Origin of the sequence: Pseudomonas brassicacearum, assembly GCF_000585995.1 — a bacterium.
Taxonomy (GTDB): domain Bacteria; phylum Pseudomonadota; class Gammaproteobacteria; order Pseudomonadales; family Pseudomonadaceae; genus Aquipseudomonas; species Aquipseudomonas brassicacearum_A.
In genome coordinates this window covers 1,445,847-1,471,554 of sequence record NZ_CP007410.1, presented here as the reverse complement: position 1 = coordinate 1,471,554, position 25,708 = coordinate 1,445,847, and the positions used below count along the sequence as shown (strand labels likewise).

Genomic DNA, 25,708 nt, shown 5'->3' with positions numbered 1-25,708 from the left:
CACGTTGTAACGACATATAACAAAAAAGAATATAACTTTTGTTTTAACAACTAACAGTACGGGTTAGGGTGTGCCATCTTTTTGATTCGATAGGGAGAGCGATCGTGCCTCTACGTAATTCCTTGACGCGTTTCTTCCAACTGGAAGCGGCCAGCGGCCTGCTGTTGATCGCCGCCGCCGTACTGGCCCTGGCCATCAATAATTCGCCGCTCTCCTGGTTGTACAACGGCCTGCTGGACACCCCGGTGGTGGCCCAGGTCGGGGCACTGAAGATCGCCAAACCGCTGTTGCTGTGGATCAACGACGGCCTGATGGCGATGTTCTTCCTGCTTATCGGCCTCGAAGTCAAACGTGAGGTACTCGGCGGGCAACTGTCCAAACCCTCGCAAATCGTCCTGCCGGGTGCGGCGGCGATTGGCGGCATGGTCGTGCCGGCGCTGATCTACTGGTTCCTCAACCGCGACAATCGCCCCGCCCTCGCGGGCTGGGCGATTCCAACGGCCACCGACATTGCATTCGCCCTCGGCGTGCTGGCCTTGCTGGGCAAGCGGGTACCGGTGTCGCTCAAACTGTTCCTGATGACGCTGGCAATCATCGACGACCTGGGCGCCATTATCATCATCGCGATCTTTTACTCCGGCGCCTTGTCCAGCTTGTCGCTCATATTGGCGGCCGCCTGCATCGCCGTGCTGGTGGCGTTGAACCGGATGGGCGTGGTCAAGCTCGGGCCCTACATGGTCGTCGGCCTGATCCTGTGGGTCTGCGTGCTCAAGAGCGGTGTCCATGCCACCCTGGCCGGGGTGACCCTGGCGTTCTGCATTCCGTTGCAGACGAAAAACGCCGAAACCTCGCCGTTACTGACCCTGGAACACGCCCTTCATCCCTGGGTGGCTTACGGCATCCTGCCGCTGTTCGCCTTCGCCAATGCTGGCCTGTCCCTGAGCGGCGTCACCGTCGAAAGCTTCACTCATCACGTGCCGATGGGCATCGCCATCGGCCTGTTGCTGGGTAAGACCGTCGGCGTCTTCGGCCTGACCTGGCTGGCCGTGAAAATCGGTATCGCCAGCCTGCCTGCCGGGGCCAACTGGGGGCAGGTCCTGGGGGTGGCGATCCTGTGCGGCATTGGTTTCACCATGAGCCTGTTCGTCGGTTCCCTCGCGTTCGAGCCTGGTGTCAGCGACTACGCCGGCATGGATCGGATGGGGATCCTCACGGGTTCGATCCTGGCGGCGTTGGTGGGTTATGCGGTGACGGCGGCGGCCAGTCGTAAGCAGCCCGCATTGCCTGGTTGATCCTTACTTCTGCGTTAGCGTCTTGAGATGGGAGGTTAAGGAATGGTGTGTATATCCGTTTCTGCGGTAACGGCCACTTATGGTTTCGCTTTTACAGCGACTCACTTTCGAAAAGCGCGAAAGTAAGCAAAGCGCTTCTGCCCCACCACTTGGCACCTCGCGTAGGCTCGGTGTGCCCTCACTCCGGCATTGCTCCGTGGGCCCGCCGCGAAGGGCCATCCATGGCCCAGCGCGGCTACCTCGGCATCCATGCCGAGGTGCCCACTGCGCAATGCCTGCGTTCGGCCAGCGTGGTTAATGGGGCGCCGAGATCAACGTCCACCGCGAGGCGGCCTAGTAGCCGACCTGGTTTTGGGTGAACGTGTTTCTCCTGTGGGAGCGAGCTTGCTCGCGATGAGGCCAGCAAGCCCAGCATCCATGTGACTGAACCACCGCCATCGCGAGCAGGCTCGCTCAAACATTCAATCTTCAGCGGACACAAAATTCATATTCAACACAGACCTCCTGTGGGGGCGAGCTTGGTCGCAAAGAGGCCGGTACATCCACATAATCATCGACTGTGACGCCGCCTTCGCGAGCAAGCCCGCTCCCACAGAAGAAACGCGGTCCCACCAAGAACCAGGTCGGCTATAAGGCCGCCTCGCTTCGGCTTTTGATCTGGGGCGCCCCGTTAAACCACGCTGGCCGAACGCAGGCATTGCGCAGTGGGCACCTCGGCATGGATGCCGAGGTAGCCGCGCTGGGCCATGGATGGCCCTTCGCGGCGGCCCACGGAGCAATGCCGGAGTGAGGGCATGCCGAGCCTAGGCAAGGCACCGAGTGGTGGGGCAAGAGCGTTTTGCTTACTTTTGCGCTTTTCAAAAGTGAGCCGCTGTAAGAGCGGAACCCTAAGTAGCCGTTACCGCAGCAATGGATATACACACCAACTTAAGAGTCCGCCCGTAAACCAAGGTATTGATCGGCAAAGGATCTTACCTACTCCAGCTTAGTGCGACACGCGACTCGTACCATCCACAGTAGAAATACGAACCCGCTCACCCACCCGGAACACCTCGTTCTCCTGAACCTGCTGCACATAGGCACGCATGCTGCCATCGTCCTCACGAACAGTGATTTCCACACCCTGGGTACGAGTCAAGCCTTCTTCAGTAGCCGAGCCAATCAAGCCACCAGCCACGGCACCGATCACCGCCGCGACAATACTGCCACGGCCGCCACCAATGGCACTGCCGCCTACACCGCCCACCACTGCACCGGCCGCACCGCCGATTGGGGTCTTGGTGCCCTCGATCTTGACCGGACGCAGGGATTCGATAGTCCCCATGCGAATCGTCTGCACGCGACGCGCTTCGTCACGGGAGTAGGAGTCACCGGTCAAGCTCGACTGACAGCCAGTGAGCAACATCGCCATCGTGGAAAAGGAAGCAACCAGCAAAACAGACTTACGCATAGCATCAACTCCAAAAGACAGGTATTCATTAAACTCCGCAGCTTGACGCCTGTCACGGCCTCGCCGGGATAAAAAGGGTTTCATTCAGGTGGGATACAGGCGTGCCCGAAAATTCATCTCACAGTAGCGCCAATTTCCGATATCCGCGTCACCGACCCAAGGATTTTTCATGGATTATTTCATCATAGTCGCTACCACCGTGGCCGGTCTGTACTTCCACTGGTGGCTATATGTACGCATCAAACGCTGGATGGATCGCGACCTGGCATTGTCGTTGGCGGGGCAAGATGAGGAGAAAAAACCTACATGCTGCAACAACTGGCCCACGCCAAAGAGCAAGGCATCAAGCGTCGGGACCTGCAGCAATGGCTTCAAACCGCTGCCGCAGGGTACTCCAATGCTAAGGCGCCAGACGCTCGCGAGTCCAGTTCGCCCCTTGCAGGCGGTAGTTGAGGCGGTCATGCAGACGGCTCGGGCGGCCCTGCCAGAATTCGATGCGCTCGGGCAGTAGACGATAACCGCCCCAATGTTCGGGGCAATGCGGCTGGTTGTCGCTGAAGCGCTGTTCTGTGGCCTTGACCAAATCTTCCAGCTCACCGCGACCGGCAATCACCCGGCTCTGGGGTGAAGCCCAGGCGCCGAGACGGCTGCCCAATGGCCGCACTTGGTAGTAGGCATCGGACTCCTGCGCCGTGACCTTCACCACTTTACCTTCGATGCGCACCTGGCGTTCCAGGGTCGGCCAGAAAAACGTCATGGCCGCGAATGGATTCATTGCCAGTTGCTGGCCCTTGGCGCTGTCGTAGTTGGTGAAGAACGTGAAGCCCAGGTCATCCAGCCCTTTGAGCAGCAGGATCCGACAGTGCGGGCGCCCGTCGGAGTCCACCGTCGCCAGGGTCATGGCGTTGGCCTCCACCGGGGCCTGCTCGGTTTTCACTGCGTCGGCGAACCATTGGTGAAACAGCACGAACGGCTCGGCCGGGGCTTGCGCCTCGGTCAGGCCGTCGCGGGTATAGTCGCGGCGCATATCAGCCAGCGCTTGGGTCATGGCGCATTCCTTGTGGTTAGCCCATCACTGCTTGGGGGTATCGGCGGCCGCGACCTTCTTGGTATCCGTGGCGGCTTTGGCCGGTTGCGGTTTCTTCGCCGGAGTCGCCTTGGCCGGGGCTTTCTTCGCCGGAGCCTTGGCTACGGCTTTTTTCGCCGGGGCTTTTTTGGTCGTCGGGGTCACGGCTTTTTTCGCCGCAGGCGCTGGAGCTGGAGCTACCACCGGCTTCACGTCCTGGGCCGCCACCAGTGTCACTGGCGCAGGCGCAGGCATGTTGTATTTGCTCAACAGCGCAACCATGGTGTTCGCTGGCGTGACCAGCAGTTCCACGCGACGGTTCAAGGCACGGCCTTCCACGCTGTCGTTGGCCGCACGGGGCGCCACCGCGCCCATGCCACGCAGCATCAGGCGATCGCGTTGCAAGCCGCTGAGACGGAAAATTGCCGCCACGGACTGGGCACGTTCCTGGCTGAGTTTCAGGTTGGCCGGCGCAGCGCCCGAGGTGTCGGCGTGGCCGAGGACCAGCACGGCGGTTTTCGGGTCGGCTTCGAGGATCTTGGCTACGCGCGTGAACGGGCCAAGGGTCACTGGCAGCAGCATCGCCGGACGGTCCGGGTTGAAGGAACCATCCACTGGCGCGGTCACCACCAGCACATTGTCGCGACGTTCAAGCTCAAGCTTGCTGTCCTTGATCGCGGTGCGCAATTTCGGCTCGTAATCGTCGAGCCAGGCCTGGGTGACTTTCGGGTCGGGCATCGGCACCGCCTTGGCGGTTTCCTGATCCTTCCCACCGAACGGCCACCACCATTTGCCGTTGCTTTCAGCCGCAGCTTCAGCCTTGGCAACGGCGACCGGAGCCTTGGCTTCAGGCTTCGGTTCGTCTTTTTTGGCGACATCCGAGGCCGCATCATCGGAAGAGAACGGCCACCACCAGTGAGTGGCGCCCTCGGCCTTCGCTTGCGGCGCAACGGCGGCCGGCTTCAAGGGCGCGGCTGGCGGCGTCTCTTTGACCGCCACTTTGTCGGAAGAGCCGAACGGCCACCAGCCACCGCTGCCCTCGGCATCATTTTGTGGAGTTTGTGCGCAACCGGTGATAGCGAAGCACAGCGCCAGAGCGAGGGTTTTATTCGATGACATTGGATATCCACAAAATGATGTAAATGAAAAAGCAAAAGGCCATGTTTGGGCCGCATAAACAGACGCTTTGAAACTGAAAAGGGCACGAGGTTCCTGTGCCCATCGCCTTCAATGGCGGTTTACAGACAAGTGGCAAGGACCCTCGCCAGGTTCTGCGCGCGCGGGTCCATCAAAACGTAGGGCCCGAGTGTATTCGTCACGAAGCCGAACGCCACATCATGCTCCGGATCGGCAAACCCGATGGAGCCTCCCGCCCCCGGATGGCCGAATGCCCGTGGCCCGAGGCCATAGGTGGCGTTCGGTACATCCGGCTGGTCGAGCATGCAGCCCAGGCCGAAACGAGTCTGGGTCAGCAATGTCTTGTCTTCGCCGAAGCTGTGCTGGCGAGTCAGCTCGTCGAGCATTTCACCTTCCAGCAGGCTTCCGTCCAACAGACCGGCGTAGAACCCGGCGAGGCTGCGGGCATTGCCGTGGCCGTTGGCCGCCGGTTGCTGCATGCGCCGCCACTCCGGCTTGTTGGTGCTGGTCATGATCGATGGCGGGTTGGTGAACGCGCGGGTGGTCATGGCCGTGGGTTCACGCATCGTCACCTGAAGCAGGCGCTGGGCCGCCGCATCGCCGACATTGCCCTTGCCGCGGGCGATGTGGGCCACGCGATGAAACTCTTCATCGGCCAGGCCGACGTGGAAATCCAGGCCCAACGGCTTGGCCACCCGGGCCCCGATGGACTCTCCCGGACCACGACCTTCGGCCCTGCGCAGCAGTTCGCCGATCAGCCAGCCGTAGGTGATCGCGGCGTAGCCATGGCCCTCGCCTGGCGTCCACCAGGGTGTTTCAACAGCCAGGGCATCGACCATGGCTTGCCAGTCATAAAGCGCTTCGGGCGGCAGCAATTCACGCAACGCCGGCAAACCGGCCTGATGGCAAAGCAATTGACGCAAGGTAATGGATTGCTTGCCGGCTGCGGCGAACTCGGGCCAATAGCGGGCGACCGGGGCATCCAGCTGCAACTTGCCCTCGGCCACCAGTTGCAGCGCGGTGACGGCGGTGAACGTCTTGGTGCAGGAAAACAGATTGGCGATGGTGTCGCTGTGCCAGGCTTCACTGCCATCCTTGTCGGCCGTCCCGGCCCACAGATCGATGACGGTCCGGCCACCAACCTGAATGCACAACGCCGCGCCACGCTCCTGGGGATCGTCGAACAGCGCCGCGAACGCTTCATGCACCGCCTCGAACTGAAGCTCATAATGGCCTTGAATCTGCACCCGCAACTCCTTTGAAACAAAGACTTTTTAGAGTGGCTGGCATTGTTTCAGGCATTAAGTCATTTGGGAACCGCCACAGGACGGCTGGCTGGGCACTGGTCCTTGTGGCGAGGGAGCTTGCTCCCGCTGGGTTGCGAAGCAGCCCCCCCTCAGAAATCTGGTCGCGATCAACCTGGCACACCGCGGTGCCAGGTTTCGGGGCTGCTACACAGCCCAGCGGGAGCAAGCTCCCTCGCCACAACAGCATCCATCACCAGAAGAACCCGCTTTGTCAGGAAATCTCCCGCCGAAACGGCGGCAACGCATTGAGGATCGCCTTGCCGTAGCGTTGGGTGACCAGCCGTCGGTCGAGCAAGGTGATGGTGCCGCGATCTTCTTCGGTACGCAGCAACCGACCGCAGGCCTGGACCAGTTTCAGCGAGGCGTCCGGCACGGAGATTTCCATGAACGGGTTGCCGCCACGCGCTTCGATCCATTCGGCCAACGCGGCTTCCACCGGGTCGTCGGGTACCGAGAACGGGATCTTGGCGATCACTACGTGCTCGCAATAGGCACCGGGTAAATCCACGCCCTCGGCAAAACTCGCCAGGCCGAACAACACGCTGGAATCGCCACCGTCGACCCGCGCCTTGTGCTTGTTCAGGGTTTCCTGTTTTGACAGGTTGCCCTGGATGAACACTTGCTTGCGCCAGTCACGGTCAAGTCCATCGAACACGTCCTGCATCTGTTTGCGCGAGGAAAACAGCACCAGGGTGCCTCGCGAACCTTCCACGAGCGTCGGCAGGTCGCGGATGATCGCAGCGGTGTGGGCAGCGGCATCCCGTGGATCGGCCTTGAGGTCCGGTACCCGCAGCACGCCGGCGTCGGCGTGATGGAACGGGCTCGGGACCACGGCGGTCACGGCTTTCTTCGGCAAGCCGGCGCGCATGCGGAAACGGTCGAAGGTGCCCAGGGCGGTCAGCGTGGCGGAGGTCACTAGCGCGCCGTAGGCCACGTTCCACAGGTTGCGACGCAACATTTCCGCAGCCAGGATCGGGCTGGCATTGACCTCAATGTCAAACAGCGAACCGCTTTCGGCCAGGGTCAACCACCGCGCCATGGGCGGGTTGTCTTCCGGGTCTTCGGCGGTGAACGCCGTCCACAGCTCCCAGTTACCCTGGGAGCGGGACAACAAGCTGCCAAACAATGGGTACCACTCCTCGGCCTGGTTGCTGGCGATACCGATGTTGACCTCGCCATCCATGCCTTCCTTGAGCAGGTCGGTCAGACGGGTGAACAGGTCGGTCAGGCGCGCAAAACCTTTCTTGAGCTCGATGCCCATTTCGCGCATGTGCTCCGGGATCACTCCACCGACGAAACGATGGCGCGGCCGCTCGCGGCCCTCGACGTCTTCGCCAGGCTTGAAATCGGCCACCTGCTCGCAGGCGGTGAACATGAACTGCTGGTTCGTCTTGATTTCCCGCGCCAGCTCCGGCACTTGCTCGATGAACTTGCCAAGGTCACCCGGCAGCGGGTGCTGGGCCAACAGTTTGGTGAGGTTCTTGGCGGTGGTTTCCAGCCAGTCGGCGGTGGAACGCAACCGGGTGTAATGGGCGAAATGGCCGATGGCCTTGTCCGGCAGGTGATGACCTTCGTCGAACACGTAGATCGTGTCTCGCGGGTCCGGCAGCACTGCGCCACCGCCCAGGGCCAGGTCGGCCAACACCATGTCGTGGTTAGTGACGATGACGTCGACCTTGCCCATGCCTTCGCGGGCCTTGTAGAAGGCGCACTGGCCGAAGTTCGGGCAGTGACGGTTGGTGCACTGGCTATGATCGGTCGTCAGACGGGACCAGTCGGCGTCTTCCAAGGCCGTGGACCAGCTGTCGCGGTCGCCGTCCCACTTATTGCCGGCCAGTTTCTCGATCATGCTGGTGAACAGCTTCTGGCTCGCCTCATCGACTTCGATCTTGAAGCCTTCTTCCTCGAACAGCTGGGCCGTGGCGGTCTGCGCCTGGCCTTCCTGCAGTAGCATGTCGAGCTTGGACAGGCACATGTAGCGCCCACGGCCCTTGGCCAGCGCAAACGTGAAGTGCAGCCCGCTGTTGCGCATCAGGTCGGGCAAGTCCTTGTAGACGATCTGCTCCTGCAGGGCGACGGTCGCGGTGGCGATCACCAGGCGCTTGCCGGCGGCCTTGGCGGTGGGGATCGCCGCCAGGCTGTAGGCCACGGTCTTGCCGGTACCGGTGCCGGCCTCCACCGCCACCACGGCGGGTTCGCCACTGCGCCGGCCTTCGTCGTCGGTGTCGATGTCACCCAGGACTTTTGCCACTTCGGCAATCATCAGGCGCTGGCCATATCGCGGCTTGAGGCTCTTGGCTTCGAGAAAACGCGAATAGGCGCCCTGGATCGTGGTTTTGAGTTCGGTGCTGATCATGAATGGTCGGGCGCTAAAAACGCTGGATAAATTTTCAGTGGTTCGGATCGGCGGCTATCATACCCCGCTAATGAATCCTGCGCAGAACGGAGTAACTCAATGACACCCTTTGCCCTCGTCTACACCCTGCATTTACTGGCGGCCCTGGTCTGGGTCGGCGGCATGTTCTTCGCCTGGATGATCCTGCGACCCGCCGCAATGACGGCGCTCGAGGGCCCTGCCCGGCTCAAGCTGTGGGTAGAAGTGTTTCAGCGTTTTTTCGTTTGGGTCTGGGTGGCGGTGGTGCTTTTGCCGATCAGTGGCGTAGGCCTGATCCATCTGCGTTTCGCCGGCTTCGAAACCGCGCCGCGTTATGTGCAGGTGATGATGGGGCTGTACGTGGTGATGACGGCGCTTTTTATCCGTATTCAGGGCTTGCAGTTGCCGTCGTTGCGTACGGCTGTGACGGCACAGGACTGGCCGGCGGGCGCCGCGGCGCTGGGGAAGATTCGCAAACTGGTGGGGATCAATCTGTTGATCGGCTTGCTGGTAGTGGCGATTGGCGCGGCGCGGCCGATGTTCTGAAGAAAATCTTCAGGTATCACACGGAACCTGTGGGAGCGGGCTTGCTCGCGAAAGCGGTGGGTCAGTCAACATTGATTAACCTGACACGCCCTCTTCGCGAGCAAGCCCGCTCCCACATTAGGCTCGTCCCACGCCTAGAACCGCTGCACCGTCACCGCCCCCGCCGCTCCAGCCGGCCCTGGCTGGCCATCGACACCCGGGCGGCCGCTTTTACCGCCATCGGCGGTATAGACCAGGCAACCCTTGGCCTTGCCTCCCGCCCCGGGCTTGCCGCCGAGCCCGGCAGCGCCACCGGCACCGCCGTCCACCGCCACCTTGATCTGTTCGGCGGGATACTCGCGAGGCACCTCGAGGCGCACCAGCGCACCGGCCGCCCCCGGTTGCCCATCGCTGCCGTTACTGCCGTCGGCACCGCGACCGGCCGAACCCCAGGTGCAACCCGGCGCCTGACCATTGGCACCGTCGAGGCCCACGAAACCCGGGGCACCGGTACCGCCACGGGCATCCACCGACAACAGCGGTGCATTCAAGGCATTGAAACGCAGGTTGAGATTGCGCCCCGGCCGGGCCGCCTTCGTATAGGTGCCCGGCGCGCCACGGGAAGTGATCTGGCTGCCGTCGGCCAATTCAGCCTGGGCGACCTTCATTTCCAGCGCCTGCTGCGCAGGCACGATGGCGATCCGCGCCTCGCGCCCCAAGTGCAACTGGCCGATGGACAGTTCAGTGACGTTGGAAGGCACCAGCAGCGTGCCGTAATCAGCCACGTCCAGCCGCTCCAGGGTCAGGGTGCTGGTGGTGTTGGGCAGGCGCATCAACGAGTGGCTTTCTACCTGGAGCACTTGAGCCGACGCCCATGGGCACACAAAGGCGACGAGCAGACACAATTTACGCATGGGAAGCCTCTGGCGCGGTCGGGATGGTTTGCAGGTGAAAGAGGCCAAACAGCAGCACCCTGAGGCGATCGCGGCCAGGCGAGGGGCGGCCACGAAAGCGGGCCCGGAATAACAAAAGCTCCAGCAAATGGACCGCCAGCAGCATCGCCCCGGCGATGTTGACCAGCCCATGCAGCGGATAGACGAACGGCATGATCAGGTTGACCAGCACCACCAGCCAGAACAGCAGGGTCAGCAAGCGCCCCAGCCCCCAAAACACCTTCATACGCCCCCCGATGAGTATTATTCTTTGGGCGCACAGTAACGGCTTGCGCGCAGGATAAGCCAGAGGGAAAGGCAAATTTAATTTACCGTCAGCCAGTGACCGCCGAACCGCCCTGGGTGCGATCCGACGGCTCTGGCTCAGGGCTCAACGCTGCAGATGCAGTTCAACCCGACGGTTCTGCGCCCGCCCCTCGTCGGTCTCGTTGTCGGCCACCGGCTCGCTTTCGCCCTTGCCTTCGCTGGTGAGTTTGTCCGGGGCCAGCCCCTGGGTCAGCAGGTACTCCACGACGCTGCTGGCGCGCCGTTCGGATAACCCCTCATTGTAGGCGTCGCTTCCGACGCTGTCGGTGTGGCCCACCACCCGGATACTGGCGATATTGGCCTGGCTCAGTTTGCCCATCAGCCCATCGAGCTGGCTGCGAGCTTCTGCCGTGAGATCGGATTTGTCGAAATCGAACAGCACCTTGCCGGCGTCATTGAGGGTGATGACTTCGGTGGCCGGTGCTTGAGGTTCGACCGGTGGCGCACTGGCCGGGTATTGCGGCAACGGGCAGCCGTGATGTTCGACGGGGGTATTGGCCGGTGTGTCGGGGCAACGGTCGCGGCGGTCGAACACGCCATCGTCGTCTTCATCGCCATCCTGGGCGTAGCAGATCAAGCCTCCGCCCAGCAGCCCCAAGGCGGCGCCGCCGGCAGCCCAGCCGCTGCTTTCAATAGCGCCAAGCCCACCGCCGACCAGTCCGCCGATCAGACTGCAGATTGGCCAGGTGCGTTGATTGAGAGGGGCGCTGCCATCGCTGTGAGTGGCGCAACCGGACAACAGACTGCCCGCCAGCAATACCGGTAAGGCGGCCTTTATTAGAACGTTCATGGTGAAGGCTCCTGTGTCACCGGCCCATACCGGTCACACAGGAGTAAAGACCCGCATCCGCGACTGTACAAGGCGCGGATGACAAGGGTTTCAGCGGTTTATCTTGATTTCCGTGCGGCGGTTCATCGCGCGGCCATCGGCGGTTTTGTTGTCGGCCACCGGCTGGCTCTCACCGGCGCCGGACACCGAGACGAAACTGGCACGAGGCACGCCGTTTTCAACCAGGTATTGCACCACCGAATTGGCCCGTTTCTCAGATAACCGTTGGTTATAGGCATCGCTGCCAACGCTGTCGGTGTGGCCAGTAACCCGCAATTGCGCGGTGGATGTTTCTTGCTTCAGCCGGGTCGCAACGGTACTCAGGACATCCTTGTCGCCCGGGGTCAGCGTGGCCTTGTTGAACTCAAAGTGCACGTCGCGGATCACGATGGTTTCTTCCTTGACCACCACGGCTTCTTCAACCACCGGCGCCGGAACGGGCGGCGGGCAGCCATCAGCATCGACCTGCACGCCCTTCGGTGTGCCCGGGCACTTGTCGCGGCTGTCCGGCACACCATCGCCGTCTTCGTCGCCATCGCCGTGCACCCAGCAATAGGCCGCCGCCATGGTGCCGACGAACAGCGCTCCGCCGCCAGCCCAGGAGGTACTTTCGGTGGCGCCCAAGCCCGCGCCGATTACGCCGCCGACGGCCGCACAGGTCGGCCAGTCGGTTTTCTGCAAACCTGCGCAACCAGTCAACACACCGGTTAGCAGAACCAGGGGTAACGCTGTCCGAACTATGCTCATCGGGTTTTCTCCTTGAGGGATCGGCGTTGCGCCGATTCAGGGGAGTAAAGACCCGAGTTCGGATCTGCGCCAGCATCATGCTAACGCCGCTTTCGCCCCGTGTTTGCGGCACTTCGACAGGTTCAGGCGCAAACGCTCTAGGCCGAGATGTCCGCGCAGGCTATCGTGGTGGTTCTGACTGAGGAACTTCGATGACCGTTGCTATTTCTTCGCGCACGCCCCAGCAAGCCCTGGCCGCCGTGCTTGATCGCTACGCCCCGCAAAAACTGTTGTTGATCGGTGCCAGCAGTTTCCCCGCACTCGAGGCGTTCCGGCAGGCGCATCCCGACACCGAAGTGGTACATGCCGGCCCCGGCTCGCTGCCGGCGGACGTGGCGGCGCAGCGTTTTGACCTGGCCCTGGCGCTCGATTGCCTGGAGCACTTGCCCAAGCGCGACGGTCTGAACCTGTTGGGTGGCATCCGCAATCTCAACGCCAGCCGTATCGCGGTGCTGGCGGACCTCAACGCCTGCGGCTGGCAAGAAACCGACTTTTTCTCACTGGCCCTGCAAGCCAGTGAGCGATTCCAGCGCGAGGAGCAGGTGCTGACCCTGTTTACCTACGATCTGCTTGAATACAAACAGGTCCCCGACTGGCTCAACTCACGCTTTTGGGCCAACCCGGAAAACTTTGGAAAATACTGGTGGTAGCCGTGAACACAAGCATGCACACACCCATTTGCCCCTGCGGCAGTGGCAACCCATTGGACACCTGCTGCGGCCATTACCACGACGGACACCCGCCGCCCTGCGCCGAAGCCTTGATGCGCTCGCGCTATAGCGCCTATGTGCTGGGGCTGGTGGATTACCTGGTGGCCACCACCCTCCCGGCCCAACAGCAAGGCCTCGATCGCCAGTCCATCAGCGAGTGGAGCGCCAACAGCACCTGGCTGGGGCTGGAGGTGGAAAGCAGCGAAGTGTTCGGCGGCCAACCGGAACACGCCTTTGTCACGTTCACGGCGCGCTGGCATGACGGCCAGGGAGAGCATAGCCACCGCGAGCAGTCATCCTTCGTGCAGAATGGCGGACGCTGGTACTTCATCGACCCAACCGTGCCGGTCAAGATCGGACGCAACGACAGCTGCCCGTGCGGCAGTGGACATAAATTCAAGAAGTGCTGTGCAGGCTACTTCACACGTTGATATCGGAATCGTCCGACGCTCGCCCGCCCACCAGCGGGCTAGACTGGGAATAGACCAGAGGCACGGACATGACTCACTCATCACACTGGCTACGCCTCACTTGCCTGCTGCTGTTCGTCGGGCTTGGCGGCTGTGCGTCCTGGCGAAGTGACGAAGCCCTCGAACCGCAGGTGCGCCTGGTCAAGGTCGAGGTGGTGCGGGCCCGGTTGCTGGAACAGAAGTTCATGCTGCACTTTCGCGTCGACAACCCTAGCGACAGCGACCTGACCGTGCGCGGCCTGACCTATCGCATCCATTTGGGTGATCTGCTGCTGACCGAAGGTGAGCACGAACACTGGTTCACCGTGGGTCCTCAACGCAGCGGCTATTTCAAGGTGCCGATCCGTACCAATCTGTGGCCACAAGTGCGGGACGTGGTGAAATTGCTCGAGAAACCCCGACAGCAGATTCCCTATCGTCTGGAAGGTGAGCTGGAAACCGGATTATTCATCGCTCACTACGTGCACCTGGAGCGCAATGGCGTGATAATCGCCGCCGATTTTATTGCGGAGTAACCCCGATGACCCAGCAACCCCACGTTCACGGCCCTGATTGCAATCACGATCATGACCATCAGCACGATCACGATCACGATCACGGCCATGTCCACGGTCCAAACTGCGGCCACGCCCACCAGGAACCGGTGCGCAACGCCCTGAAGGATGTCGGTCGCAACGACCCTTGCCCTTGTGGCAATGGCAAGAAATTCAAGAAGTGTCACGGGGCTTGAGGGGGAAGGCGAAAAATTTCTTCGCCTGCTAGACCTTCATCGCGAGCAAGCTCGCTCCCACAGGGAAATGGCGGTGAGGCGATATCCAGTGATCGCCGCAGACCCCATGTGGGAGCGAGCTTGCTCGCGATGAGACCGGAGCTGTCAATACCTACCTATCAGCCCGCCTGCAGAATCCGCATCACACTGGCCACGGTCGCATACTCGCCATGCAAGTTGCCCAGCGACATGGCATGCACCTCGCTGGCCGTACGGGCGTTACCGAAATAATCGGCCTTGTCGAAGGTAAAACAGGCGTCCTCGGCCACCCAAGTGTCGAATCCCAGGTTGCCGGCCGTACGCGCTGTGGACTCCACCGAGTTGTTCGTCGCCACGCCGACAATCACCAATTGCTCGATCCGGGCCTTGCGCAGATTCGCCTCCAGGGCGGTGCCACTGAACGCGTCCGGCACCTGCTTCTGAATCAGGTCTTCCCCGGCCAGCGGCTCGAACCGTTGCTGCACCTCCACGCCCGACTGCCCCGGCCAGAACACCGAATCCGGTGAGCGGGACAAATGATGGACATGAATCACCGGCCGCGCCGAATGCCTCCAGAACGCCAGCAACTCGAGCATGCGCAGCTCCGCCTCGGGGTTGTTACGAGGGCCGAGCCTGGGGTGAAGGATGCCTTTTTGTTGATCAATGAGGATCAGCGCCGCGTTTTTCTGTAGCTCCATGCCGGTTTTTCCATTGCTCGTCATTGGATTTTCCGTACTTGAGCATCACGGCTTCCTACAGGCAAGCCTTATCCGGAAGCGTGGCCCCGGGCTTTCATCGCCAAATCAACAAATAACCCCCACCCCCGCTTGCGCCGCCCCCTCCTGCTCACTAACGTAGCGCCTTTATTGGTGCCACCCCCTCCCGCAGGAGCTTTGCCATGGCCTCGCCAGCCTCTATTTCCTTCATCCCCCGGCTCGGCGTTGCCGCCGCAGTGGCCAGTGTGCTCGGTTTGAGCGGTTGCCAGGCCTGGAACACGCAGGACACCGTAGCGCCCACTTCCGGCGTGCAGCCGCTCAAGGGGCTGGCGCAGAACGTCTCGGTTCGGCGCAATGCCATGGGCATGCCGCTGATCGAAAGCAACAGCTTCCATGACGCCCTGTTCACCCTCGGCTACGTCCATGCCAGCGATCGCATCACCCAGATGGTGACCCTGCGCCTGCTGGCCCAGGGTCGGTTGGCGGAAATGTCCGGGGCCGAGCGGCTGGATGTCGACCGCTACATGCGCGCCATCAACCTGAAGAAAAACGCCGATGAGCTGTACAAGGCGTCTTCGCCCCGGCTCAAGCGCTTCTTCGAAGTCTATGCCCGCGGCGTCAACGCGTACCTGTTCCGCTACCGCGACAAGCTGCCATCGGACCTGGCCGCCACCGGCTACAAACCCGAATACTGGAAGCCGGAAGACTCGGCGCTGATGTTCTGCCTGCTGAATTTCAGCCAGTCGGCCAACCTGCCGGAAGAAATCGCCAACCTGGTGCTGGCCCAGACCGTCACCTCCGACAAACTCGCCTGGCTGAGCCCGTCCTACCCGGACGAGCAACTGCCGATGGCCGAGGCCGATAAACTCCAGGGTATCCGACTCAACGGTCAAGTCCCGGGCCTGGACGACATCAGCAAGGCCACCGGCCAGTTGGCCGGGCTGAATCTGTTGAATGTGATGTCTTCGAGCAACTGGGCCATCGCGCCGCAACGCAGCCGCGGCGGCAAGAGCCTGTTGGCCAGCGACAGCCATGGGCCATTGGGCACGTCGTCACTGTGGGTGCCGGTGCAGATCCGTGCGCCCAAGTACCAGGCGGCCGGGGTTTCCGTGGCGGGCATTCCCATGATTCTGGCGGGCTTCAACGGCAAAGTGGCCTGGAGCATGACCAGCGTACTGGGAGACAACCAGGATCTGTTCCTGGAAAAAATCCGACGCCAGGGCAACGGCCTGTCCTACGAGGTCAACGGCAAATGGCAGCAGGTGATGGTGCGTAACGAAACCTACTTCATCAAAGGTCAGCGGCCGATTCGCGAGGCCGTATTTGAAACCCGCCACGGCCCGCTGCTCAACAGCGCCCAGGGCCCGGCCATGGCCAATGGCTTTGGCCTGGCCTTGCAGACCCCGAGCTTCACCGACGACAAGACCCTCGACGCGCTCTTCGACCTGTCCCGGGCGCAGAACGTCGAGAAAGCCTCCGATGCCAGCCGGGAAATCCGCGCCATGGCGGTGAACATGGTGTTCGCCGACGCCAGCAACATCGGCTGGCAAGTCACTGGCCGCTATCCGAACCGCCGCGAAGGCGAAGGCCTGTTGCCGTCGCCGGGCTGGGACGGTCGCTACGACTGGGACGGTTACGCCGACCCGATGTTGCATCCGTACGACCAGGACCCCGCCCAAGGCTGGCTCGGCACCGCTAACCAGCGGGTCATTCCCCACGGCTACGGGATGCAGCTGTCCAATTCCTGGGCCGCGCCGGAACGTGGCGAGCGCATGGCCGAACTGGCCGGCGGAGGCAAGCACGACGCCCGCAGCCTGACCGCCATGCAGTACGACCAGACCACGACGTTCGCAGCCAAGCTCAAGAAAGTCTTCGAAGCGCCGGGCATGTCCCAGCCGCTCAAGCAAGCGATCGAAGCGCTGCCGGTGGTTGAGCGGGCCAAGGCTCGCGAGGCTTACACCCGACTGATGGCGTTCGATGGCCGGCTCAGCCCGACTTCCGCCGACGCAGCCATTTATGAGCTGTTCCTGCAGGAAAGCATGAAGCAGATTTTCCTCGACGAGCTGGGCCCGGACGGCAGCTCGGCGTGGAAAGCCCTGGTTGCCAACGGCCAATTGTCTTACTCGGCCCAGGCCGATCACCTGCTGGGTCGCGAGGACAGCCCGTTCTGGGACGATGTGCGCACACCGCAGAAAGAAGACAAGGCGGTCATCCTCGCCCGCAGCCTGGCAGCGGCCATCAGCGCCGGTGACAGCCAGTTGGGCGGCGATCACAAGGCCTGGCAGTGGGGCACGTTGCATCACTACGCCTGGAAAAACAGCAGCGGCCAGACCGTGCGCGGCCCGATACCGGCCGGTGGCGACGCCACCACGCTCAATACCGCGGCGTTCGCCTGGGGCCAGGACCTCAACACCGCCCTGGCGCCAGCGATGCGCTTTATCGTCGACTTCGGCCAACCTGAGCCATTGATGATGCAGGGAGGCACCGGCCAGTCCGATAACCCCGCCGGCCCGAACTACGTCAATGGCCTCGATCCGTGGCTCAAGGGGCAGTATCAGAACCTGTCCCTGCAACCGCAGAATTTCGATCGGGCGTATGGCAAGACGCGGTTGACCCTGGTGCCCGGAAAATAGACTGCCCCCCTGTGGTGAGGGGATTTATCCCCGTTGGACTGCGAAGCAGTCCCAAAGCAGCCAACTCAATTTGCCTGATACACCGAGTTGCCTGGTTTCAGGGCTGCTTCGCAGCCCAACGGGGATAAATCCCCTCGCCACATTTGCCCATCCAGCCACCTGATCCTGCTCCATCAAAACCCAATAGAACTTCTCTCCCCGCCCCCGCCTCTACCTGACAAGCCCATCGCCCCGGTGATTGCATGGATCTTGTCATTGCCCGCCCCGAAGGCCTGTACTGTCCGCCCGGAGATTTCTACATCGACCCGTGGCGTCCGGTTGAACGCTCGGTCATCACCCACGCCCACGGCGACCACGCCCGTGGCGGCAACCAACACTACCTGGCAGCGGCACCTGGCGAAGGCATCCTGCGTTCGCGGCTCGGCCAGGACATCAACCTGCAAACCCTGCCCTATGGCGAACGCCTGCTGCATCACGGCGTGACCTTGAGTTTTCATCCCGCCGGCCACGTGCTGGGCTCGGCCCAGGTGCGGCTGGAGTATCAAGGTGAGGTCTGGGTGGCGTCAGGGGATTACAAAGTCGAGCCCGACGGCACGTGTACGCCGTTCGAGCCGGTGAAATGCCATACGTTCATCACCGAATCCACCTTCGGCCTGCCGATCTATCGGTGGCAGCCACAGTCGCAGGTCTTCGACGAAATCAATCAGTGGTGGAGCGGCAACATCGCTGCGGGCCGCGCGAGCGTGCTGTTTTGTTATTCCTTCGGCAAGGCCCAGCGGATTCTCCACGGTATCGACGAAACCCTTGGCCCCATCCTTGCCCACGGCGCGGTGGAGCCGCTCAACCGGGTCTACCGCGAGGCCGGGGTTCACCTGCCGCCGACGATCTATGTCGGCGACGTGAAAAAGAACGACCCGATCATGAGCCGGGCGCTGGTGATCGCCCCGCCCTCTGCCGGAGGCAGCAGTTGGATGCGCCGGTTCGGCGACTACAGCGATGCCTTTGCCAGCGGTTGGATGCGCTTGCGCGGCACCCGGCGGCGGCGCGGGGTGGACCGGGGGTTCGTGCTGTCCGATCATGCCGACTGGCCCGGGCTGCTCTGGGCCGTCGCACAGACCGGCGCCGAGCGGGTCATGGTCACCCACGGTTCGGTGGGCGTGCTGGTGCGCCATTTGCGCGAACAAGGCCTCGACGCCCAGGGCTTCGTCACCGAATACGGTGATGATGAAGAAGACGTCGCCGCGGCCATCGACAGCGGCCAGGACGCGTCATGAAGGCCTTCGCCGAGTTGTACGCCGAACTGGACGCCACCACGTCCAGCAACGCCAAGTTGACCGCCATGCAGGGCTATTTCACCCAGGCCCCGCCCCAGGACGCGGCGTGGGCCGTGTACTTCCTCTCCGGTGGCCGCCCACGGCAACTGGTACCGGTAAAAATCCTGCGGGAGCTGGCGGTGCAGGTGTCCGGATTGTCATTGTGGCTGTTCGAAGAAAGCTATCAGGCCGTGGGCGACCTGGCCGAAACCATCTCGCTGGTGTTGCCGGAGTCGCCCCATAGCTCCGACGAGGGCCTGGCGCTGTGGATCGAGGAGAAACTGCTACCCCTGCGCGGTGAGTCACCCGAGGTGTTGGCACAGCGGTTACCGGCGTTGTGGGCGCAACTCGACCGGCCAAGCCTGATGCTCTGCATCAAGCTCATCACCGGCAGCTTCCGGGTCGGTGTATCCAAACTGCTGGTGACCCGGGCCCTCGCTGGCATGGCCGGGCTGGACAGCAAACGGGTGGCCCAGCGCCTGGTGGGTTACACCGACCTGTCCCATCGGCCGACGGCGGCCGGCTACCTCAAGCTGATCGCGGCCGAATCGGACGACGAACATGCCCAACGGGGCGGCCAGCCCTACCCGTTCTTCCTGGCCCACGCCTTATCGCAACCGCTGGAGCAATTCGACACGTTGCTGGGCCCGGCCAGTGACTGGCAGGTGGAATGGAAGTGGGACGGCATTCGTGCTCAGGTGGTCAAGCGCGACGGTCATTTGTGGGTCTGGTCGCGGGGCGAGGAACTGGTGACCGAGCGTTTCCCCGAACTGCATGTCCTGGCGCAGGCGCTGCCAGACGGCACGGTGATCGACGGGGAAATCGTGGTGTGGAAAACCTCGCAACCGGTGACCGAGGACGCCTTCGATCCGGAAACGCCGATGCAACCGGCCGTACAACCGTTCGCCCTCTTGCAGCAGCGCATCGGCCGCAAGACCCTGGGCAAGAAAATCCTCGAAGACGCGCCCGTGGTGGTGATGGCCTACGACCTGCTGGAATGGCAAGGCGAAGATTGGCGCAGTCGTCCGCAAACCGAGCGTCGCGGGCAACTGGAAGCACTGATTGCTCGTAGCCGCAGTCCAGTGCTGCTGCCGTCGCCGATTGTCATCGGGGATGATTGGTCCGACCTCGCCCGGCAGCGCGAGGCCTCACGTAGCCTGGGTGTCGAGGGCATGATGCTCAAGGCCCGCGATGCGCTATACGGCGTCGGGCGGACCAAGGACATGGGCGTTTGGTGGAAATGGAAGATCGACCCGTTCAGCGTCGACGCGGTGCTGATCTATGCCCAACGCGGCCACGGCCGGCGCGCCAGCCTCTACAGCGACTACACCTTCGCCGTGTGGGACAACCCACCGGGCAGTCGCGAACGCACCCTGGTGCCATTCGCCAAGGCCTATTCAGGGCTGACCGATGAAGAAATGCGTCAGGTCGACAGCATCGTGCGCAAGACCACCGTGGAAAAGTTCGGCCCGGTGAGCAGTGTCACGCCCACCCTCGTGTTCGAGCTGGGTTTCGAGGGCATCGCCTTGTCCAAGCGCCACAAGAGCGGGATCGCCGTGCGGTTTCCACGGATGTTGCGCTGGCGCCAGGACAAGAGCGCCGACGAGGCGGACACACTGGCGACGCTTCAGGATCTGTTGAAATGCTGACCGCCCTCCTCCGGTCAGCGTCAGCTTCTGCCGGCGTCAGGACGCTCTCCACATCAAGGCGAAAATGCTTCAAACGGTACTTCAAACGAATGCGTCCATCCCAGCACTCGACAGGGGCATCACGACTACTCAATAGTCACCATGTAACAGGGGTGAGAAAAATAGTTTGAATCGTCGATGAACGGCATTTAAGAATATGTAATCAAGTTCTGATTCATGCGTTTTTAAAAAACTATTGACGCCCCGCGCACTGGCAGTTTTTCTGACGCCGTAATTGCGTCATCCGTGCATTCATCACGACAAGAAAAAACCGACTTGCTCTTTTAAAGCGCACTGCTAACGTGACATCAGATCGGTCATTTTATTTAAGTTTCTCCAATCGTCCAGATCCTGCCCCTGGCCCATTATGCAACCGTGAAAGGGATGCAATCATTCGGGGAGCGGCAGCACCTTCTCAGGATGAAGCCGAGCGGGACCGCCCCCAATGGCGTGTTGATCGGAGTGACATCCAGGACGTGCCACCCACACGAGTAGGGAGCCTGCCATGCGCGCAGAGAAGCGGTTTCAGTCGCTAGACAGCTTCAGGGGGTTGATGGCCATTTCAGTGATGCTCTATCACTTACGCGTCAGCGGCAGCTTTACCGAATGGTTGTTATTTCGCCATGCCGAAGTATTTGTATCTTTCTTCTTTGTATTGAGTGGTTTTGTATTGACGCACGCTTATGGCAGCTCGGTGCAGTTTAATTTTCGAAAGTTCTTCATCACACGAACATTCCGCTTGCTACCCCTGCACCTCTTTATGCTGAGTATTTTTATACTGTTAGAATGCGGGCGATACATGGCAGCCCAAAAAGGCATGGACTTCAACAACTCTCCCTTTTCCGGGAAGTTTGCCCCGTCTGAAATCCTGCCGAATGCACTGCTGTTGCAATCCTGGACGCATTTGACTAACCCACTGTCATTCAACTATCCGTCTTGGAGCATTAGTATCGAGTATTACACCTACATGATCTTCGCCCTGATCCTGGGCATCGCTTTCGGCGTCAGGACGTGGGTATGGGTAACGGTGGTGTTCGTAGCCCTGGCGTTGATGTATGCAGACAATACCTTCTTTACCGTCGAGTCGCTTCGGGGCCTCGCCTACTTTTTCACCGGCTGCCTGGCTTACGCCGTGTATCTTAAGCTCCCCCACCCCGCCCAGGCCCAAACCTGGTTGCTGACAACCTTTGAAGTGGTAGCGGTGGTAGTGGCGCTGGTTTTCGTGATCAACGATTTTGCAGCGAAGCAGTTGTGGGCCAGCCCGTTGTTCGGTGCCATCGTGGTGATATTCGCCTTTGATCGCGGCGCTGTGTCACGGTTGTTGGCGGGCCGTGGCTTCGGTTTTCTCGGCAAATTGTCTTATTCCATCTACCTGACCCACGCAGCGGTTCTGTTTTGCGTAGTGTCGGTGTTCATGGTGGCGAGAAAAATCGTAGGCATTGACATTGCACCGGTGATCGACGGGACTCGTTACCTGGACCTCGGTAATGTGCCGCTTAATAACCTCATCGCTTTACTGATAGCGGGATCGGTCGTCCTGGTGTCGATGTTCACCTACCGATATATCGAAATGACCGGGCAATCCCTTGGCCGAGCGCTTAGTACCCCCCCCGCGCGCAGCAGTCCGGTATTGAGACCTGATACTGAGGTTTGAAAAGAACGCGATTAAAACCTTCAAGCCGCTACGGCTTTCCTGGGAAGGGCCTGTTCCAGCGCGGTCGGCACACCGATGTTTTGAGCAGCGGCCATTCCCCCGCCACTTGAGCTCAGAACGCAGAGTCGGCGCTATATTGGTGCACCTTTTAAGGTACGCTCGTACCCGCGCACCATTGCGCTCCGCGACCTGCCGCCGAAGCTTTTAAAACACTTGTTCGGCACTCTGGTTCGGAAATTGCTACCTTTATGCCGTCATACCGTTCTCGCCTTCACCGGTAACAATACTTACGCGCCACAAGCGCTCATATTGGTTTTAGGGATTGAATAATGAAAAAAGCACTGCTGACCCTTTCTGCACTGGCGTTGTGCATGGCCGCCGGCGTCGCCACGGCCAAGGAATACAAGGAATTGCGTTTTGGTGTCGACCCGTCCTACGCCCCGTTTGAATCCAAGGCCGCCGACGGCAGCCTGGTCGGTTTCGACATCGACCTGGGCAATGCGATCTGCGCGGAGCTGAAGGTCAAATGCAAATGGGTCGAAAGCGATTTCGACGGCATGATCCCGGGCCTCAAGGCCAATAAGTTCGACGGTGTGATCTCGTCCATGACCGTGACTCCGGCCCGCGAGAAAGTCATCGACTTCTCCAGCGAGCTGTTCTCCGGCCCGACGGCGTACGTGTTCAAAAAAGGCTCGGGCCTGAACGAAGATCCCGCTTCGCTCAAAGGCAAAACCGTCGGCTACGAGCAAGGCACCATCCAGGAAGCCTACGCCAAAGCCGTGCTGGACAAGGCCGGCGTCAAGACCCAGGCCTACCAGAACCAGGACCAGGTTTATGCCGACCTGACCTCCGGCCGCCTCGATGCCGCCATCCAGGACATGCTGCAAGCCGAGCTGGGCTTCCTGAAATCGCCCAAAGGCGCCGACTATGAAGTCAGCAAGCCCGTGGACAGCGAACTGCTGCCGGCCAAGACCGCGATCGGTATCAAGAAAGGTAACAACGAGCTGAAGGCACTTTTGGATAAAGGTATCAAAGCGTTACACGATGACGGCAAGTACGCCGAAATCCAGAAAAAACACTTTGGCGATCTGAATCTGTACAGCGGCAAATAATGCGCTGCGCCCATCCGGTCTCGGATGGGCGCTTTCTTCCTGCCAAAGGCCTCTTTCATGTTCGAACAACTCCTACAAAATCTGGGGCTCTCGGCCTTCAGCCTGCAGGGCTTTGGCCCGTTGCTGATGCAAGGCACCTGGATGACCATCAAGCTGTCTGCCCTGTCCTTGTTACTGAGCGTCTTGCTCGGCCTGCTGGGTGCCAGCGCCAAGCTGTCCAGTGTCAAACTGCTGCGAATCCCTGCCCAGCTCTACACCACGCTGATTCGTGGCGTGCCGGACCTGGTGCTGATGTTGCTGATTTTCTACAGCCTGCAAACCTGGCTGACCTCTTTTACCGACTTCATGGAATGGGAATACATCGAGATCGACCCATTCGGCGCCGGGGTGATTACCCTGGGCTTCATCTATGGCGCGTACTTCACCGAAACCTTTCGCGGCGCGATCCTCGCGGTGCCCCGGGGCCAGGTCGAAGCCGCCACAGCGTATGGCCTCAAGCGTGGCCAGCGCTTCCGCTTCGTGGTGTTCCCGCAAATGATGCGCTTTGCCCTGCCGGGTATCGGCAACAACTGGATGGTCATGCTCAAGGCCACCGCGCTGGTGTCGATCATTGGCCTGGCCGACTTGGTCAAGGCCGCCCAGGACGCGGGCAAGAGCACCTACCAGCTGTTTTACTTCCTGGTGCTGGCGGCGCTGATTTATCTGCTGATCACCAGCGCGTCCAATTTCATCCTGCGTTGGCTTGAACGTCGCTACGCCGCCGGCGCCCGGGAGGCCGTGCGATGATCGAACTTCTGCAAGAATACTGGCGGCCGTTCCTGTACAGCGACGGCGTCAACGTCACTGGCCTGGCAATGACCCTGTGGCTGCTCAGCGCCTCGCTGCTGATCGGTTTCCTGGTGTCGATCCCGCTGTCCATCGCCCGGGTTTCGCCCAAGATCTACGTGCGTTGGCCCGTGCAGTTCTACACCTACCTGTTCCGTGGCACGCCGCTCTATATCCAGTTGCTGATCTGCTACACCGGCATCTACAGCATCGCGGCGGTGCGCGCCCAGCCAATGCTCGACAGTTTCTTTCGCGATGCGATGAACTGCACGATCCTGGCCTTCGCCTTGAACACCTGCGCCTACACCACGGAAATTTTCGCCGGGGCGATTCGCAGCATGAACCATGGCGAAGTCGAAGCGGCCAAGGCCTACGGCCTGACCGGCTGGAAGCTCTACGCCTATGTGATCATGCCCTCGGCGCTGCGGCGCTCGCTGCCGTATTACAGCAACGAAGTGATTTTGATGCTGCACTCGACGACCGTGGCGTTCACCGCTACCGTTCCTGACGTGCTAAAAGTCGCCCGGGACGCTAACTCGGCCACGTTCCTGACCTTCCAGTCGTTCGGGATCGCCGCGCTGATCTACCTGACCGTCACCTTTGCACTGGTGGGCCTCTTCCGCCTCGCCGAACGCCGCTGGCTGGCCTTTCTCGGGCCGACTCACTAGGGCTTCTGTTCCAGGACACACAAGCAATGCGCCACCAGATTCATGACCTGCTGGCCCCGCTGCCGGGGACCGCACGCAAGATCCACAGCTTCCACTTCGGCCCGGAAAAAGCCGTCGGCAAAATCTACATCCAGTCGTCCCTGCACGCCGATGAGCTGCCCGGCATGCTGGTGTCCTGGCACCTCAAGCAGCGCCTGGCCGAACTCGAGGCGTCCGGGCATCTGCGGCACGAGATCGTGCTGGTGCCCGTCGCCAACCCTATCGGCCTTGAACAAGTGCTGATGGACGTGCCCCTGGGGCGCTATGAAATGGAGAGCGGACAGAACTTCAACCGTCGGTTCGTCGACCTGAGCGAAGAAATCGGCAACGAAATCGAAGGCCTGCTCACCGACGATCCGCAGCACAACCTGATGCTGATCCGCACCAGCCTGCGCGATGCCCTTTCCCGACAAACCGCCAGCACGCAGCTGCAATCCCTGCGCCTGGCCCTGCAACGGCTGGCCTGCGACGCCGACATGGTGCTGGACCTGCACTGCGACTTCGAAGCCGTGGCCCACTTGTACACCACGCCGGAAGCCTGGCCGCAGGTCGAGCCCTTGGCGCGCTACATCGGTGCCGAGGCCAGTTTGCTCGCCACCGACTCGGGGGGCCAGTCGTTCGATGAGTGCTTCACGCTGCTCTGGTGGCAGCTCAAGGAACGCTTCGGCGAGCGCTTCGAGATTCCCTTGGGCAGCTTTTCGGTCACCGTGGAGTTGCGCGGCCAGGGCGACGTCAACCATGGCCTGGCGAGCCTCGACTGCCAGGCCCTGATCGAATACCTGATCCGCTTCGGCGCCATCGACGGCGAACCGATGCCCTTGCCCGACCTGCCCTACCCGGCCACGCCGCTGGCCGGCGTGGAACCGGTCGCCACACCTGTGGGTGGGCTGCTGGTCTACAGCGCCCTACCCGGCGAGTACCTGGAGGCCGGGCAACTGGTGGCTGAGATTATCGACCCGGTCAACGACACCGTCACGCCCGTTCATTGCCGCAATGCCGGCCTGCTATACGCCCGTTCGCTGCGCCGCATGGCCACTGCCGGCATGGTGATCGCCCATGTCGCTGGCACCGAAGCCTACCGCAGTGGCTACCTACTTTCGCCTTGAG

At 61.5% G+C, this 25,708-nt stretch carries 24 protein-coding genes and 1 pseudogene; 15 read left to right on the top strand and 10 right to left on the bottom strand.

Annotated elements, in window-relative coordinates; genetic code table 11:
* The first annotated feature begins 104 nt into the window (after window positions 1-104).
* Entirely contained in the window at window positions 105-1,292 is a 1,188-nt protein-coding gene (gene nhaA, locus CD58_RS06370) for a Na+/H+ antiporter NhaA (RefSeq protein WP_025212210.1), read from the top strand.
* Window positions 1,293-2,277: 985 nt separating this feature from the next.
* Here nhaA and CD58_RS06365 read toward each other — a convergent pair.
* Window positions 2,278-2,742, bottom strand: a complete 465-nt coding sequence (locus tag CD58_RS06365; RefSeq protein WP_003184697.1) for a glycine zipper 2TM domain-containing protein — start codon at window positions 2,740-2,742, stop codon at window positions 2,278-2,280.
* 169 nt (window positions 2,743-2,911) lie between these two features.
* Here CD58_RS06365 and CD58_RS29020 point away from each other — a divergent pair.
* A pseudogene (locus CD58_RS29020) lies at window positions 2,912-3,195 on the top strand (hypothetical protein).
* Here the strand turns inward: CD58_RS29020 and pdxH are convergent.
* The 4 genes from pdxH to dinG all read right to left on the bottom strand — a co-directional run bounded on the left by pdxH (window position 3,143) and on the right by dinG (window position 8,608).
* A complete protein-coding gene (pdxH, locus tag CD58_RS06360; RefSeq protein ID WP_025212209.1) occupies window positions 3,143-3,790 on the bottom strand; it encodes a pyridoxamine 5'-phosphate oxidase in 648 nt (215 codons plus the stop codon). The pseudogene CD58_RS29020 and the gene pdxH overlap by 53 nt on opposite strands.
* Window positions 3,791-3,814: 24 nt before the next feature.
* Window positions 3,815-4,927 (bottom strand): OmpA family protein, encoded by a 1,113-nt coding sequence (locus tag CD58_RS06355; protein WP_025212208.1) that lies wholly within the window; start codon window positions 4,925-4,927, stop codon window positions 3,815-3,817.
* A gap of 119 nt (window positions 4,928-5,046) precedes the next feature.
* Window positions 5,047-6,192 (bottom strand): EstA family serine hydrolase, encoded by a 1,146-nt coding sequence (locus tag CD58_RS06350; protein WP_025212207.1) that lies wholly within the window; start codon window positions 6,190-6,192, stop codon window positions 5,047-5,049.
* Window positions 6,193-6,463: 271 nt separating this feature from the next.
* Window positions 6,464-8,608, bottom strand: coding sequence for an ATP-dependent DNA helicase DinG (gene dinG / locus CD58_RS06345; RefSeq protein WP_025212206.1), 2,145 nt, complete (start codon window positions 8,606-8,608; stop codon window positions 6,464-6,466).
* 99 nt (window positions 8,609-8,707) lie between these two features.
* Between dinG and CD58_RS06340 the strand changes: the two genes are divergently transcribed.
* Window positions 8,708-9,172, top strand: a complete 465-nt coding sequence (locus CD58_RS06340; protein WP_025212205.1) for a CopD family protein — start codon at window positions 8,708-8,710, stop codon at window positions 9,170-9,172.
* Window positions 9,173-9,306: 134 nt separating this feature from the next.
* On the opposite strand, the gene CD58_RS06335 is transcribed toward CD58_RS06340, so the two are convergent.
* The 4 genes from CD58_RS06335 to CD58_RS06320 all read right to left on the bottom strand — a co-directional run bounded on the left by CD58_RS06335 (window position 9,307) and on the right by CD58_RS06320 (window position 11,986).
* Window positions 9,307-10,065 carry a collagen-like protein gene (locus CD58_RS06335; RefSeq protein ID WP_025212204.1) on the bottom strand — a complete coding sequence of 253 codons (759 nt, stop codon included), beginning with the start codon at window positions 10,063-10,065 and terminating at the stop codon, window positions 9,307-9,309.
* Complete coding sequence (locus CD58_RS06330) at window positions 10,058-10,330, bottom strand: DUF1145 domain-containing protein (protein WP_025212203.1); 273 nt, start codon at window positions 10,328-10,330, stop codon at window positions 10,058-10,060. Before CD58_RS06330 ends, CD58_RS06335 begins: the two co-directional genes overlap by 8 nt.
* A 144-nt stretch (window positions 10,331-10,474) precedes the next feature.
* Window positions 10,475-11,200, bottom strand: coding sequence for an OmpA family protein (locus CD58_RS06325; RefSeq protein ID WP_025212202.1), 726 nt, complete (start codon window positions 11,198-11,200; stop codon window positions 10,475-10,477).
* Between the two features lie 90 nt (window positions 11,201-11,290).
* Window positions 11,291-11,986 carry an OmpA family protein gene (locus tag CD58_RS06320; protein ID WP_025212201.1) on the bottom strand — a complete coding sequence of 232 codons (696 nt, stop codon included), beginning with the start codon at window positions 11,984-11,986 and terminating at the stop codon, window positions 11,291-11,293.
* Window positions 11,987-12,177: 191 nt separating this feature from the next.
* Between CD58_RS06320 and CD58_RS06315 the strand changes: the two genes are divergently transcribed.
* The 4 genes from CD58_RS06315 to CD58_RS06300 all read left to right on the top strand — a co-directional run bounded on the left by CD58_RS06315 (window position 12,178) and on the right by CD58_RS06300 (window position 13,935).
* Window positions 12,178-12,675: a DUF6231 family protein gene (locus tag CD58_RS06315; RefSeq protein WP_025212200.1), complete on the top strand. Its 498-nt coding sequence runs from the start codon at window positions 12,178-12,180 to the stop codon at window positions 12,673-12,675.
* A gap of 14 nt (window positions 12,676-12,689) precedes the next feature.
* Window positions 12,690-13,166, top strand: coding sequence for a YchJ family protein (locus CD58_RS06310; protein WP_025212199.1), 477 nt, complete (start codon window positions 12,690-12,692; stop codon window positions 13,164-13,166).
* 68 nt (window positions 13,167-13,234) lie between these two features.
* Entirely contained in the window at window positions 13,235-13,720 is a 486-nt protein-coding gene (locus CD58_RS06305) for an LEA type 2 family protein (protein ID WP_025212198.1), read from the top strand.
* 5 nt (window positions 13,721-13,725) lie between these two features.
* Entirely contained in the window at window positions 13,726-13,935 is a 210-nt protein-coding gene (locus tag CD58_RS06300) for an SEC-C metal-binding domain-containing protein (protein ID WP_025212197.1), read from the top strand.
* Window positions 13,936-14,093: 158 nt separating this feature from the next.
* Here CD58_RS06300 and CD58_RS06295 read toward each other — a convergent pair whose 3' ends face one another.
* Entirely contained in the window at window positions 14,094-14,651 is a 558-nt protein-coding gene (locus CD58_RS06295) for a cysteine hydrolase family protein (RefSeq protein ID WP_025212196.1), read from the bottom strand.
* A 200-nt stretch (window positions 14,652-14,851) separates the two neighbouring features.
* On the opposite strand from CD58_RS06295, the gene CD58_RS06290 reads away from it, so the two are divergent.
* The 8 genes from CD58_RS06290 to CD58_RS06255 all read left to right on the top strand — a co-directional run bounded on the left by CD58_RS06290 (window position 14,852) and on the right by CD58_RS06255 (window position 25,707).
* The gene (locus CD58_RS06290) at window positions 14,852-17,302 is read left to right on the top strand and encodes a penicillin acylase family protein (RefSeq protein ID WP_025212195.1); all 2,451 of its coding nucleotides are present in this window, start codon (window positions 14,852-14,854) and stop codon (window positions 17,300-17,302) included.
* Between the two features lie 242 nt (window positions 17,303-17,544).
* Window positions 17,545-18,576, top strand: a complete 1,032-nt coding sequence (locus CD58_RS06285; protein ID WP_025212194.1) for a ligase-associated DNA damage response exonuclease — start codon at window positions 17,545-17,547, stop codon at window positions 18,574-18,576.
* A complete protein-coding gene (locus CD58_RS06280; RefSeq protein ID WP_025212193.1) occupies window positions 18,573-20,264 on the top strand; it encodes an ATP-dependent DNA ligase in 1,692 nt (563 codons plus the stop codon). Before CD58_RS06285 ends, CD58_RS06280 begins: the two co-directional genes overlap by 4 nt.
* Window positions 20,265-20,808: 544 nt before the next feature.
* Window positions 20,809-21,957 (top strand): acyltransferase family protein, encoded by a 1,149-nt coding sequence (locus tag CD58_RS06275; RefSeq protein ID WP_025212192.1) that lies wholly within the window; start codon window positions 20,809-20,811, stop codon window positions 21,955-21,957.
* Window positions 21,958-22,286: 329 nt separating this feature from the next.
* The gene (locus CD58_RS06270) at window positions 22,287-23,069 is read left to right on the top strand and encodes a transporter substrate-binding domain-containing protein (RefSeq protein WP_025212191.1); all 783 of its coding nucleotides are present in this window, start codon (window positions 22,287-22,289) and stop codon (window positions 23,067-23,069) included.
* 57 nt (window positions 23,070-23,126) lie between these two features.
* The gene (locus CD58_RS06265) at window positions 23,127-23,855 is read left to right on the top strand and encodes an ABC transporter permease (RefSeq protein ID WP_025212190.1); all 729 of its coding nucleotides are present in this window, start codon (window positions 23,127-23,129) and stop codon (window positions 23,853-23,855) included.
* A complete protein-coding gene (locus tag CD58_RS06260; RefSeq protein WP_025212189.1) occupies window positions 23,852-24,562 on the top strand; it encodes an ABC transporter permease in 711 nt (236 codons plus the stop codon). Before CD58_RS06265 ends, CD58_RS06260 begins: the two co-directional genes overlap by 4 nt.
* Before the next feature lie 26 nt (window positions 24,563-24,588).
* Window positions 24,589-25,707: a succinylglutamate desuccinylase/aspartoacylase family protein gene (locus CD58_RS06255; protein WP_025212188.1), complete on the top strand. Its 1,119-nt coding sequence runs from the start codon at window positions 24,589-24,591 to the stop codon at window positions 25,705-25,707.
* Window position 25,708: the final 1 nt, after the last annotated feature.

Coding starts and splice junctions, on each gene's coding strand:
- CD58_RS06280 (WP_025212193.1), top strand. CDS start 18,573: ATGAAGGCCTTCGCCGAGTTGTACGCCGAACTGGACGCCACCACGTCC.
- dinG (WP_025212206.1), bottom strand. CDS start 8,608: ATGATCAGCACCGAACTCAAAACCACGATCCAGGGCGCCTATTCGCGT.
- CD58_RS06330 (WP_025212203.1), bottom strand. CDS start 10,330: ATGAAGGTGTTTTGGGGGCTGGGGCGCTTGCTGACCCTGCTGTTCTGG.
- CD58_RS06260 (WP_025212189.1), top strand. CDS start 23,852: ATGATCGAACTTCTGCAAGAATACTGGCGGCCGTTCCTGTACAGCGAC.
- CD58_RS06310 (WP_025212199.1), top strand. CDS start 12,690: ATGCACACACCCATTTGCCCCTGCGGCAGTGGCAACCCATTGGACACC.
- CD58_RS06300 (WP_025212197.1), top strand. CDS start 13,726: ATGACCCAGCAACCCCACGTTCACGGCCCTGATTGCAATCACGATCAT.
- CD58_RS06275 (WP_025212192.1), top strand. CDS start 20,809: ATGCGCGCAGAGAAGCGGTTTCAGTCGCTAGACAGCTTCAGGGGGTTG.
- CD58_RS06365 (WP_003184697.1), bottom strand. CDS start 2,742: ATGCGTAAGTCTGTTTTGCTGGTTGCTTCCTTTTCCACGATGGCGATG.
- CD58_RS06355 (WP_025212208.1), bottom strand. CDS start 4,927: ATGTCATCGAATAAAACCCTCGCTCTGGCGCTGTGCTTCGCTATCACC.
- CD58_RS06315 (WP_025212200.1), top strand. CDS start 12,178: ATGACCGTTGCTATTTCTTCGCGCACGCCCCAGCAAGCCCTGGCCGCC.
- CD58_RS06320 (WP_025212201.1), bottom strand. CDS start 11,986: ATGAGCATAGTTCGGACAGCGTTACCCCTGGTTCTGCTAACCGGTGTG.
- CD58_RS06270 (WP_025212191.1), top strand. CDS start 22,287: ATGAAAAAAGCACTGCTGACCCTTTCTGCACTGGCGTTGTGCATGGCC.
- CD58_RS06290 (WP_025212195.1), top strand. CDS start 14,852: ATGGCCTCGCCAGCCTCTATTTCCTTCATCCCCCGGCTCGGCGTTGCC.
- CD58_RS06265 (WP_025212190.1), top strand. CDS start 23,127: ATGTTCGAACAACTCCTACAAAATCTGGGGCTCTCGGCCTTCAGCCTG.
- CD58_RS06335 (WP_025212204.1), bottom strand. CDS start 10,065: ATGCGTAAATTGTGTCTGCTCGTCGCCTTTGTGTGCCCATGGGCGTCG.
- CD58_RS06305 (WP_025212198.1), top strand. CDS start 13,235: ATGACTCACTCATCACACTGGCTACGCCTCACTTGCCTGCTGCTGTTC.
- CD58_RS06340 (WP_025212205.1), top strand. CDS start 8,708: ATGACACCCTTTGCCCTCGTCTACACCCTGCATTTACTGGCGGCCCTG.
- CD58_RS06285 (WP_025212194.1), top strand. CDS start 17,545: ATGGATCTTGTCATTGCCCGCCCCGAAGGCCTGTACTGTCCGCCCGGA.
- pdxH (WP_025212209.1), bottom strand. CDS start 3,790: ATGACCCAAGCGCTGGCTGATATGCGCCGCGACTATACCCGCGACGGC.
- CD58_RS06325 (WP_025212202.1), bottom strand. CDS start 11,200: ATGAACGTTCTAATAAAGGCCGCCTTACCGGTATTGCTGGCGGGCAGT.
- CD58_RS06295 (WP_025212196.1), bottom strand. CDS start 14,651: ATGGAGCTACAGAAAAACGCGGCGCTGATCCTCATTGATCAACAAAAA.
- CD58_RS06255 (WP_025212188.1), top strand. CDS start 24,589: ATGCGCCACCAGATTCATGACCTGCTGGCCCCGCTGCCGGGGACCGCA.